The 11,506-nt window shown below is 63.0% G+C and carries 12 protein-coding genes; 6 read left to right on the top strand and 6 right to left on the bottom strand.

The features are described from left to right. Window positions 1–144: 144 nt before the first annotated feature. Genes AC11WY_RS18410 through AC11WY_RS18390 form a run of 5 tightly spaced genes read right to left on the bottom strand, consistent with a single transcriptional unit; the run spans window position 145 to window position 5,027 of the window. The gene (locus AC11WY_RS18410) at window positions 145–1,536 is read right to left on the bottom strand and encodes a dipeptidase (RefSeq protein ID WP_482928192.1); all 1,392 of its coding nucleotides are present in this window, start codon (window positions 1,534–1,536) and stop codon (window positions 145–147) included. Then, window positions 1,533–2,279 (bottom strand): SDR family NAD(P)-dependent oxidoreductase, encoded by a 747-nt coding sequence (locus tag AC11WY_RS18405; RefSeq protein WP_482928190.1) that lies wholly within the window; start codon window positions 2,277–2,279, stop codon window positions 1,533–1,535. Before AC11WY_RS18405 ends, AC11WY_RS18410 begins: the two co-directional genes overlap by 4 nt. Then, entirely contained in the window at window positions 2,276–3,319 is a 1,044-nt protein-coding gene (locus AC11WY_RS18400; protein ID WP_482928188.1) for a ketopantoate reductase family protein, read from the bottom strand. Before AC11WY_RS18400 ends, AC11WY_RS18405 begins: the two co-directional genes overlap by 4 nt. Continuing rightward, on the bottom strand, window positions 3,316–4,017 hold the full coding sequence (locus AC11WY_RS18395; RefSeq protein ID WP_482928186.1) for a creatininase family protein: 702 nt from the start codon (window positions 4,015–4,017) through the stop codon (window positions 3,316–3,318). The genes AC11WY_RS18400 and AC11WY_RS18395 overlap by 4 nt, the downstream gene beginning before the upstream one ends. Next, window positions 4,014–5,027 (bottom strand): GntR family transcriptional regulator, encoded by a 1,014-nt coding sequence (locus tag AC11WY_RS18390; protein WP_482928184.1) that lies wholly within the window; start codon window positions 5,025–5,027, stop codon window positions 4,014–4,016. The genes AC11WY_RS18395 and AC11WY_RS18390 overlap by 4 nt, the downstream gene beginning before the upstream one ends. Window positions 5,028–5,218: 191 nt before the next feature. Between AC11WY_RS18390 and AC11WY_RS18385 the strand changes: the two genes are divergently transcribed. The 6 genes from AC11WY_RS18385 to AC11WY_RS18360 all read left to right on the top strand — a co-directional run bounded on the left by AC11WY_RS18385 (window position 5,219) and on the right by AC11WY_RS18360 (window position 11,360). Next, complete coding sequence (locus AC11WY_RS18385; RefSeq protein ID WP_482928182.1) at window positions 5,219–6,796, top strand: ABC transporter substrate-binding protein; 1,578 nt, start codon at window positions 5,219–5,221, stop codon at window positions 6,794–6,796. Window positions 6,797–6,862: 66 nt separating this feature from the next. Further along, window positions 6,863–7,801, top strand: coding sequence for an ABC transporter permease (locus AC11WY_RS18380; protein ID WP_482928180.1), 939 nt, complete (start codon window positions 6,863–6,865; stop codon window positions 7,799–7,801). Continuing rightward, the gene (locus AC11WY_RS18375; RefSeq protein WP_482928178.1) at window positions 7,798–8,655 is read left to right on the top strand and encodes an ABC transporter permease; all 858 of its coding nucleotides are present in this window, start codon (window positions 7,798–7,800) and stop codon (window positions 8,653–8,655) included. The genes AC11WY_RS18380 and AC11WY_RS18375 overlap by 4 nt, the downstream gene beginning before the upstream one ends. Beyond that, window positions 8,652–9,665: an ABC transporter ATP-binding protein gene (locus AC11WY_RS18370; protein WP_482928176.1), complete on the top strand. Its 1,014-nt coding sequence runs from the start codon at window positions 8,652–8,654 to the stop codon at window positions 9,663–9,665. The genes AC11WY_RS18375 and AC11WY_RS18370 overlap by 4 nt, the downstream gene beginning before the upstream one ends. Next, complete coding sequence (locus tag AC11WY_RS18365; RefSeq protein ID WP_482928174.1) at window positions 9,662–10,687, top strand: ABC transporter ATP-binding protein; 1,026 nt, start codon at window positions 9,662–9,664, stop codon at window positions 10,685–10,687. The genes AC11WY_RS18370 and AC11WY_RS18365 overlap by 4 nt, the downstream gene beginning before the upstream one ends. 22 nt (window positions 10,688–10,709) lie before the next feature. After that, on the top strand, window positions 10,710–11,360 hold the full coding sequence (locus AC11WY_RS18360; RefSeq protein ID WP_482928172.1) for a gluzincin family metallopeptidase: 651 nt from the start codon (window positions 10,710–10,712) through the stop codon (window positions 11,358–11,360). On the opposite strand, the gene AC11WY_RS18355 is transcribed toward AC11WY_RS18360, so the two are convergent. Beyond that, the gene (locus AC11WY_RS18355; protein WP_482928194.1) at window positions 11,357–11,497 is read right to left on the bottom strand and encodes an Orn/Lys/Arg family decarboxylase; all 141 of its coding nucleotides are present in this window, start codon (window positions 11,495–11,497) and stop codon (window positions 11,357–11,359) included. The genes AC11WY_RS18360 and AC11WY_RS18355 overlap by 4 nt on opposite strands. Between the last annotated feature and the right edge of the window lie 9 nt (window positions 11,498–11,506).

Raw genomic sequence — 11,506 nt, 5'->3', positions numbered from 1 at the left:
CGACTACCTCGGGCAGCACAACACAAAACCAAAGCCGTTCACTTGGACCAAAACAGCCGAAGACATCCTCACCCGTGAACGACGCGCGCTGAACAAACTCGATGAAGTCAGAGGAAACAGGTAGCAAGCGTCAGACTCAGAACACTAGCGTAACGATCCCCCTGTCTCAGCCAGCCGTTGCAGCAGGCGTGTCCAAGCGATCATGCCAAGTCGGAAATTGGACAGGCGCAGGAATTCGTTCGGGGCGTGGTAGTCCTCGTCTGAAGTGGAAAAGGAGAAGAACACGGTTCCGGCGGAAAGATGCTTCTCGAACACGCTGCAGATCGGAATTGTTGCCCCCATCGCGACCCGGAGCGGCCGCGCGCCGAGCAAGGACTCGAGAACCTCTTCGGCGATCCTGAGGGCTGGCAGGGCCGGATCCAACGCAAAGGCGGGGGTGCCGGCCGCGCGGCAGATCACGTCCATCCGGTAGCCTGAGGGCAGGGCGTCTTGCAAGTGGGCGGTGACCGCGGCGCGAACCGCGTCGGGTTCCTGGCCGGGGACCAGACGGCACGTCAGCTTTGCGGATGCCGTCGCCGGTATGATCGTTTTCGTGCCGGGGCCCGCATAGCCGCCGGAAATGCCATTGAACTCCAGTGTCGGTACGAGCCACTGCCGGAACAAGAGGTCAGCTCCGTCCGGCAGGGGAACGGGGCGGTCCGCACCAATGTCGTCGAAGTAGCGGCCGGCATCGAACCGGGCCGCCTCAATCGAGGTTCGGATCGCCGGATCCGGGGCCAAAGCCGTCGAAGCAAAGCCCGCGACGCGCACGTTGCCGTCGCTGTCGTGCAGCGACGCCAGCATCGTCACAAGGGCGCGAACCGCGTTCGGTGCGCTGCCCCCGTGGCGCCCGGAGTGGAGATCCTTGGCGGCGCCCCGAACAACGACCTCAAGCGCCATGAGCCCACGACCCGCCACCGTCACCGAAGGAAGATCGGGCCGCCACATGGCGCCATCGGCGGAGAGGACGACGTCACAGGCAAGCCTGTCCTTCAGGCGTTCGAGGGTGGGTTCGAAATTCGGGCTGCCGGATTCCTCTTCACCCTCGATCAGAAACTTGAGATTGACAGGCAGCGCCGCGTCGGTTTCGACAAAAGCCCGCGCCACAAGGATCGGGATCAGGAGCGGTCCCTTGTCGTCGGACACCCCCCTGGCATAGAGCCGATCGTCCCGGATCGTCGGCTCGAACGGGGGACTTTGCCATTTGTCCAGCGGATCGGGCGGCTGAACGTCATAGTGGCCGTAGACCAGCACTGTTGGCTTGCCGGGGATTTCCGGCCCTTCCGCAAAGATCATCGGATGCCCGGCAGTTTCGACGATTTCGACGATCGGCAGACCGGACCGGCGCAACGCGTCGGCAACAAACTCTGCTGCCGCGCGGATGCCCGGGCGATAGCTTTCGTCGGTGGAGACGCTTGGCAACCGGCAGAACGCCTTGAGTTCCTCCAACGCCAGATCGTACTGCGCGGCAAGGTGATCTTCGACCGCCTTGGTCATTTTCCGCCATCTACGCTGAGAACCTGACCCGTGATCCATCCGGCTTGCTCGGACGCGAAGAACATCACCGCGTTGGCGATGTCGTCGGAGGATCCAAGCCGTTTGAGGGCGATGTTCTGGATCAGCCGTTCCCTTCCGGCCTCGCCCATCGCCTCCCACTGGCGTTCGGTTGTCGGATTGGACCGCACGAAGCCGGGCGCCACGTTGTTCACGGTGATCCCGAACGGCCCGAGTTCATGCGCAAGCTGGCGCGTCAACCCGATTTGTGCGGCCTTTGCGCTGGCATAGGCCTGGATTCCGGTCAAGCTGATCCCAAGCCCGGCGCCGGACGAGATGTTGACGATGCGCCCCCATTTGCGGGCCTTCATGGTTGACGCCACCGCCTGACTGACGAAGAACGTGCCGGAGACATTGACGTCGAAAATCGTCTGCCAGTCCGGGGCGGAAATCTCTTCGATCGGGCGGCCGACCTGGCCGCGCACGCCGCCTGCATTATTCACCGCGATGTCGATCGGACCGGCGGCGGCTATGGCCGCGTGAACCGCATCGCGGTTGCCCACATCCAGAGCGAACGTCCCGATCGTTCCGCCACTGAGCCGGGCCGTTTCGGCAAGACCTTCGGTATTCATGTCGCAGGCCAGCACGCGCGCACCATTGGCCTGAAATGCCAAAGCAATCGCGCGCCCGAAGCCATGCGCCGCGCCGGTGACCAGCACTGTCCGGTTGGCGAAGGTGATGTTCATTTCGCGACCTTCCGTTCCACAGCCGCAGCAGCCGTGGCAAGCCCCGCCATGTTGTCGGGCGAGAAGGTTCTGCGCCCGGTCTCCATTTCGACGATCATCTCGATCAGACGCGCCGTCATCGGCGTTGCCACGCCGACCCGGCGGCCGGTTTCGACGATCGGGCCAAGCTGCGGTTCAACCTCGGTGCGCCGCTTGCGGATCGCGAGGTCGCGCCAGATGCCGGAATGCGACTTGGCCGAGCGGCGGTTGAACGCGACCATGTCGTCCATGCTCTTGTCGATCAGGGCTTGCGGCGCATGTGGCGCGAAGGCGGCCGGGTCAAAGCCGTTGAAGGCCTCCGTAGTCACGCCATGTGCCTTCGCGACCGCGCCGACTTCCTGACCGAGCGCAATCAGGACCGGGCGGAAGGCCGGGTTGGCAAAGCAATCGGCAATGCTGTCATTGGTCAGCGCCGTCGCGAAAAGCTGCGCCCCGTAGATCAACTTTCCCCAAAGGAAGCCCCAGATATTGCCGGTTACGACGGCGTTCTCTTCGAAGTCCATCAGCAGCCGATGCAGAGCGAGGATCCTTTCCGTCTGGCGCCCGTCCAGCTCTCCGACCACCACGGCGCCCCGTCCGGAGTATTGCACGACGCCGGGTTCAAGATAATCGCCGCCAAAATTGACAAAGCAGCCAATGGTCCGCCGTGCCCCGACGATCTCCTGGATGGCAAGCTCGTTCAGTCCGTTCTGCGCCGAAACGACGTAGCCGGTCTCGGTCAGATGGGGGGCAAGTGCGCGTGTCGCGGCCTCGGTGTGCAGCGCCTTTACGCACAGCAGGATGCGGTCGAAGCGGCCTTCAAGGCGTTCCGGGAGGAACGCCGTGGCGCGAACCGTGTCTTGGACGATCGGCCCGACAATCCTGAGGCCCTGCGCGTTGATCGCGGCCACATGTTCTGGCACGTTGTCGACAAAGACGACGTCATGCCCACAGCGGATCAGCGCCGCGCCGATGGCGCCGCCAATGGCACCCGCCCCCCAGATCAGGATCGGCGTGGTCATGCCCAGCCCTCGTCCAGCAAGGCGCGGGTTTCAAGCACGGCAACGTCCCAGATTTCCTGCATTTCTGCATCGGGCCGCTCGTAATAGCCGCCGAAATTGCCGTCACCCAGCATTTCGCGCACGCCTGCCGGATCGCGCACCCGCATTTTCGCCAGATCAACCATCGGCTTTTGCTGTGTCGGCAACGCGATCCCCGCCAGGCGGGTCCAAGGGAAATTCTCCATCCACGAGGCGTGCGAGGCGACACTGTCTATCTTCATCACCGCGTCCAGCGTCTTCGGGGCGTTCCACCAGTTATGGAACCTGACCTGAACGCCCGGATTGTCGGCCATCCATTCAATTGCCATGTTTCCAGCCGTCGAGTTGCCGCCGTGGCCATTGCAGATCAGGATGCGTTTGAACCCTTGACGGGCCATGGAGTCGAGAATGTCGACGATGAGGCTGGCATAGGTCGCATTGCGCAAACTGATCGAGCCGGGGAAATCGAGGAAATACGGGGTCACGCCGTAGGCCTGAACCGGAAACACCGGAATGCCCAGCGGTTCCGCGGCGTCCAGCGCGACCTTCTCGGAGAGGATGGAGTCGACCGACAGCGAAAGCCAGGCGTGCTGCTCGGTGCTGCCGAGCGGCAGAATCGCGCGGTCGTCGTGCTTCAGGTAATCTTCGACCTGAAACCAGTTCATCTCTGAAATCTTCATGACGCCTCCTTGCTGGGCGCGGTGTCCGCGGGTGTCCTGCGCCCGTTGATTTCTGCAATGGTCTGATTGACGAACGGCACGACAAGCCGTTCGATGTCGCCCGGATCGGGCGAGTGGCGATATTCCAGCACGCGCGCACTTGCGGGCGCCAGTGCCCTGACCTGTTCGGCGCCGGTCGAAAAGATCACGACGTCGGCAACCTTGAGCAGATCACCAAGGTCGGGATCATCAAGATTGGCTGTGGTAAGATTTTCCACATGTGCAGCAAAGCGTTGGACACCGGACTTCAGGATTGGCAGGAAATCGTGAAAGCGCGAAACCAGCGCGATGCGTGCCAAAGGGTCAAGCGAGGCCAGCGCAAGGCGGGTCGCTTCCGACGGGATGAAGCGGATGGAGACCACCTTGGCGACAGGCAGCAACGCGGCCACCTCGCGGTGCGTGTTCGCGAAGGTCAGCACAAGGTCGGCGGTCGCCGATCTCTGGCGCACACCTTCGTCGTTCTCGATTTCGGCGAGGGTTGCCGGTTCGACCACGGCACTGCTGCCAAGCTGGGCGGCGATGGATTTCGCATAGCTGGCCGTTGCCTCTGCAAACAGCCCCACCATCACGATGTTGACCTGACGCCCGGCATTTGCCCGGCGGGTCAGGCGGGCGCCGATCAGGGCCTCGACGTCGGCGGGACGCATGCCAAGTTCGAGCGCACGATCAATGAGGTCGTCAACCTGCCGATGAAACGACGCCATCACGGGCTGCGCGGCCATCCGCGCCTGAGAACTGTCGGCCACAAACGTGCCCGCGCCGGGGCGGGCTTCGATGAGGCCGTCCTTCTTCAGCTCTCGAAAAACCAGGCTGATCGTCATCGGGGCCACACCGAACGACTCGGCAAGTTCCCGCACTGACGGGATGGATTGGCCCACCTGCAATTCGCCGCAGGCGATGCTGTATTCGATCACACCCTTGATCTGCACCCAGATGGGAACTTGCAGATCACGGTCAATTCGGAAGTCCATGATTCCACCCTAACTGTTCTTTTTGGCTATCACGGTTCACGGCGGTGCGGCAAGGAGTTCCGCTCAAAAGCTGCCAAAGATGGGGAAATATTGATCATTTGGTGGAATTTCCCGCCAGAAATGGTTGTTGACAGGTGTGTGACCCCGTGTAACGTTATCGTAGTCTAGTACGCTTTGGAGGGCTGGCTAAGATGAAAATTTTTGCAACTGCCACGTGCGCGACGGCGCTGCTGATCGGCGCCAACAATATGGCAATGGCTGTGGAGCGCGGCGGAACGCTGACCTATGGTCGCTATGCCGACAGTCTGTTCCTTGAGCCCGTTCTCAATGACGGTAATGTCGACATCTGGATCGTCAGCAACCTCTACGACACGCTGATCCTTCCCGGGGCCGATGGTCAAAGCCTAGAGCCCGGCCTCGCCACGGACTGGAAAGTCGCTGACGACGGGATGAGCGTTACGCTGACCCTGCGCAGCGGTGCGCAGTTTTCCGACGGATCGCCGATTACCGGTGATGACGTGAAGTGGTCGCTCGAACGCGCCGCCAACCCGAAAGAGGGGATCTGGAATTTCACCCTTGGCTCGCTCGATCACGTCGAGACGCAGGGCGACACCACCGTCATCCTCAAGCTGAAGCATACCGATCCGACCATCCTGACGGCGCTGACCGTCTTCAACAGCGCCATCATGCCCCACAAGCTGATCGAGGCGGAACCAGGCGCCACCGAAGACGACAAGGCGAAGGCGTTTGCCGAGCATCCCGTCGGCTCTGGTCCGTTCGTGCTCCAGTCGTGGGACAAGGGCTCGGACATGAAGTTGGTCCGCAACACGCATTACTGGGCGATGGGCGCGGACGGGAAGCCGCTTCCCTACCTCGACGGCATCGACTTTCAAGTCATCCCCGACGATGCCACCCGTATCCTCAAGCTGCAATCGGGCGGCTTGCAGGGCGCCGAATTCATTCCCTATGGCCGTGTCGAGGAACTCAAGAATTCCGGCGCCGTCGATATGAAACTGTTCCCCTCGACCCGTGTCGAGTTCGTGACGATGAACGTCAGGCCGCAAATCGAAGGCCAGGACAACCCGCTCAGCAATGAGAAGGTCCGGCAGGCGCTCAACTATGCCGTCAACAAACAGGCGATCATCCAGATCGTTGCGCATGGCGTGGGCACGCCGCTCACGTCGTTCATGTCCAGCGCGACGCCGCTGCATTCAGGGGACTCGCCGCTTTATCCCTATGATCTTGCCAAGGCCAAGAAGCTGCTCGCCGATGCCGGTTTCGCCAGCGGGTTCGAGTTGAACCTGCTGACGTTGGCCGGAAACCAGGACGAGGTCGGCATCGGAACGGCGTTGCAGCAGATGTGGGGCCAGATCGGTGTGAAGCTGAAGCTTCAGCAGGTCGACAACGCATCGCGCACCGACCAGTATCGCAAGGGAACCTTCCAGATGCGTCTGAGCGCCTGGACCGACGACATTGCCGACCCGAGCGAGATCGCGTCCTACTTCGCCTATTCGCCGACGATTCAGGCGCTTCACTCCGGCTGGAAGAACGACGAGGTCGACAAACTCTTCGAGCAATCCCAGTCGGAGATGAACGCCGACATGCGCAGGCAGGAATACGCGAAGATTCAGGATATCTTCAACTCGACTGGTCCGACTGTGCCGCTCTACGAAACGCCGTATCCTGTGGCGCTTACCAAGAACGTGCACGATTTCATCCAGATCCCGCTCGGTAACAACGTCTTCCGGGCGACATGGCTCAGCAAGTAAGATAGTTTCTGGCGCCCCTGTCCCAGTGCAGGGGCGCCAGGCATCCGATGGATCGGAGGCCGGAATTTGTCGCTGCTCTCATACATCGCACGACGGGCCATACAGCTCATACCAACGCTGTTTCTGATCCTGCTCGCGGTGTTCATCCTCGTGCGCCTGCTGCCCGGTGATCCGGCGAGTGCCATGCTGGGCGATCGCGCCCTTGATGCGGACGTCATTCGCATCAAGCATCAGCTTGGTCTGGATCGGTCGCTTCCCGTGCAGTTTCTCTACTTCCTTCGGCAGATCGCGACCGGCGATTTAGGCTTGTCCACGGCCTACAGGATCCCGGTGACCCGGCTGATCGAAACGCGCCTTCCGGTGACATTGCTGCTGACCACCATGGCGGCGATCCTGTCGATCCTCTTCGCGGTGCCGCTGGCATTTCTGGCGGCGGTCCGCCACGACACCGCGCTGGATACCGTGGTTCGCGGCGCGTTTCAGATCGGCCTGTCGATGCCGGTGTTCTATCTTGGGCTGGTGCTGCTGACGCTGTTTGCCGCGAATTTCCATCTCTTTCCGGTTGGTGGCTATGGCGACAGTTTCGGGGACCACGTCTACCATCTTTTCCTTCCGGCGGTGACGCTGGCGCTCAGTCTGTCCGCCGTGCTCATGCGCAATCTGCGGGCCGCGATCATTGGTGTGTTGAACGCCGAATATGTCGACTTTGCCCGCGCGAAGGGTCTGTCGTCGGCCGTCGTGCTGACCCGTCACGTCCTTCGCAACGCGCTGATTTCGACGGTGACGCTGTTTGGCTTGTCGATCGGCACCTTGCTTGGCGGGGCCGTCGTCACGGAAACGGTGTTCGCCGTTCCCGGCGCCGGACGCATGATGATCGACAGCATCTATGGCCGCGACTACCCGGTTGTTCAGGGCATGACGCTGGCGCTGGCCGTCCTTGTGTCGATCACCTTCCTGATCACCGATATTGTTCAGGCCATGCTGGACCCGAGGATTTCACGATGAGCGCTGCAGACCCCTCGGTGCGCCGCGCCGCGGCGCGCCGGTCGCGGCTTGCGAAGCTGCCAGCGACGATGGTCGCAGGTGGGGCAATCTTGGCCGTGAGCGTGGTTCTGGGGGTGCTTCCCCAAGTCTTCGCGCCCTACGATCCGAACGCGTTTGACTACAACGCCCTGCTGGCCCCGCCTGACACCACACACCTGTTGGGCACCGACAGTTTCGGGCGCGATGTGCTGTCGCGCGTCATCTATGCCTATGGTCTCGATTTGCAGATCGCCATCTTCGCGACCCTCCCAGCCATCCTCATCGGCGTGACGGTCGGCGCGCTCGTGGGCTACGCGGGCGGCATCGTCGAGACGATCTTCGGTCGCATCGTCGATGCGGTGATCACCTTTCCATTCCTTGTGCTCGTGATCGCCATCGTTGCCGTTCTCGGGCCGGGCCTCACCAACATGTACATCGCCGTCGCGTCTGTCGGCTGGGTGTTCTATGCCCGCCTTGTGGCCACGGATGTCAAAGTGCAGAAACGTCTGGACTATGCCGAGGCCGGGCGCGTGATGGGCTATCACCCGTTGCGCATCATTTTCCGCCACTTGCTGCCGAATTCCATCACACCGGCGATCGTCTACTGGATGACGGATATGGCGCTTGCCATCCTGCTGGGGTCGAGCCTTGGGTATCTGGGCCTTGGCGCGCAGCCTCCGGCGTCGGAATGGGGGGTGCAGATCGCCGACGGCAAGAACTTCATGGCGACCGCGTGGTGGATCTCTGTCTTCCCCGGTATCGCGATCGTCGTCACCGGATGGGGCTTCTCGCTTGTTGGCGACGGTCTGAGTGAACTCTCGAGGGCCCGCAAATGAGCGCCGAAACCGCGAGGGCGCGACAGGCGGCGCTATCGGTAAGGGATCTGACCACCAGTTTTGTCACGGCAAAGGGAAGGGTCAATGCCGTCGACGGCGTCAGCTTCGATGTGATGCCCGGCGAAGTGCTTGGTCTTGTCGGAGAGTCCGGCTCGGGCAAGAGCGTCACGCTCCGCTCGATCATGCGGCTGGTTCATGCGCCGGGGGCGGTGAAGGGGACGGTCATGTGGGCCGGGCGCAACCTCGTTACGCTTCCCGAACGGGAAATTCGCAAGATCCGGGGCGGCGAAATTGCGATGATCTTTCAGGAACCGATGACCGCGCTGAATCCGGTGCTGTCGATCGCCGTGCAGATCGAGGAGAGCCTGCGGGCGCATACCACGCTTGATCGCGCCGCGCGCCAGCGCCGATCGGTCGAACTGATGGACCTTGTCGGGGTGCCCGAGGCGCGCCGCCGACTGGACGATTTCCCGCATCAGTTTTCGGGCGGAATGCGGCAACGCGCGATGATCGCGATCTGTCTGGCGAGCAACCCGCAGCTTCTTCTGGCGGATGAGCCGACGACGGCGCTGGATGTGACCATTCAGGACCAGATCTTGCGGCTTATCCTCGACCTCAAGACCGAACTTGGAATGTCGGTGGTTTTCGTGACGCATGATCTGGGTGTCGTCGCGGAAATCTGTGACCGCATGGCTGTGATGTATGCGGGCCGCATCGTCGAAACCGGGCCGGTCGCACCGATCTTCGCGGGCCCGCGCCACGCCTATACGCGCGGGCTGCTGGGTTCGGTGCCACGGGGTGGCCCCGAACGGACCATGCTCCTGTCGATCGACGGCACGCCCCCCAGCCTTGCCGCGATCCCGGCCGGATGCGCGTTCAACCCGCGCTGCACGTTCGCCACCGCGATCTGTCGCGAGGTTGCCCCGCCCCTCACCGACATCGGATCAGGGCGCACCGTGGCGTGCCATCATCAAGAGCTTGTTTTCGCGGCGGAAGGGGCGGGCGCATGAACACCCGGCCAAACGACGTTCTGATCGCGGCCGAAGCCGTCACGAAACGGTTCAAGCTGCCCTTGTCTGTGCTGGGGCGGCTGCGCGGCCAACCACATCCATCGGTTCACGCGCTCAACGGCGTCAGCTTTCAGGTTTATCGCGGCGAGACGCTTGGCATCGTTGGCGAGTCGGGGTGCGGGAAATCCACGCTAGCCCGGATTCTCGTCCGCCTGCTGGCCTGCGACAGCGGGCGCGTGCATTTCGAGGGTGAGGATATCGCCAGGCTGAGCGGGGCCGCGCAGCGGGACTTCAACCGCCGCGTCCAGATGATCTTTCAGGATCCGTATTCATCGCTCAATCCGCGGATGACGGTCCGTCAGGTTCTCGGCGAGGCGTTGACGGTTCATAAAATGCGCCCCAAAGCCCAAATCGCGGCGCGGATCGTGGAACTGCTGCATCTGGTGCGGCTGCCGGCCGATGCGGCGGATCGCTATCCGCACGAATTCTCGGGCGGTCAGCGCCAGCGGATCGGCATCGCCCGCGCGCTTGCGGTCGAACCGGAGGTGATCGTCGCCGACGAGCTTGTGTCGGCGCTCGACGTGTCGGTGCAGGCGCAGGTCGTCAACCTGCTGCTCCAGTTGCAGGAAACGCTGCAGCTGACGGTGGTCTTCGTGGCCCATGACCTTCGCCTCGTGCGGCATATCTCGCATCGTGTTGCGGTAATGTATCTGGGGCAGATCCTTGAGATCGGGCCGACCGAGGCCCTGTTTTCGGCGCCGCGCCAGCCCTACACGCGGGCGCTGCTGGATGCCGCGCCCGATCTGACGCCGGGTCGCCGGAAGTCGTCGGTGTCCGCCCTTGGCGAATTGCCCAGCCCGATCAACCCGCCGTCCGGTTGCCCGTTCAGCACGCGCTGCCCGCTTGCCTTCGACCGTTGCCACGCCGAACGCCCGCAGCTTCGGGACTGTGGCCCGTCGCATCAGACGGCGTGCCATCTTGAAGGGTTCGGCCTGCCGGGCTTCACCCCCGCCCCAAACTGACCAACACGACAAGGAATTCCAGATGTACGCCGACTTCCAAGCGCGCATGGCGCAGGTCAACGATCTGTTGAGCGTCCTGAACCTGCTTGCGTGGGATGCCCGGACCCAGATGCCGCCGGGCGGCATTGCGACGCGCGGCAATCAGGTTGCCACGCTGACCAATCTGGCGCGCGATCTGGTGACGGGGGCCGAAATGCGCGCGGCAATCGCCTCGGCGCGCGAAGAGGTCAGCCGCAGCGGCGATGCGATGGCGACCCGCGCGCTGGATCAGGCTGAGGCCGGGATCGACACGCTGGCGCGGATTCCGGCGAAACTCGTCGGCGAAATGGCGGAACTGAAGAGCGTGGCCCACGCCGCCTGGGCCGAGGCGCGGGCGCGCAACGACTTTGCCGCCTATGCCCCGGTTCTGGAACGGATCTTTGCCATGCAGCGGCAGATCGCGGAGGCCATTGGCTATACCGAACACCCTTATGATGCGATGCTGGGTCTCTATGAGCCGGGCATGACGTTGACGCAGTTGCACGCTGTGCTTGATCCGCTGCGGGCCGCTTTGGTGCCGCTGGCCCAACAGGCGCTGGCCGCCCCCGCCCCCCGCATGGATTTCCTGTCGCGCGCCTATCCGATTGCCGGTCAGAAGGCGTTCGGGATGAAGGTGGCCGAGGCGTTCGGCTAGGGCACGACGCCGGTGGCGACGGTGCGCCCGGCCATCTGGTCGAGTGTCAGGGACTCGATCTCGTCCCGCACCAGCCGCTCGTAGGCCTGAACCGGGGACATGACCGGCACCGGCAGCATGCCGAACCCTGCGGACAGCAGTTCGGT

The organism is Solirhodobacter sp., assembly GCF_964715405.1.
This window is presented reverse-complemented; position numbering and strand designations above follow the sequence as displayed.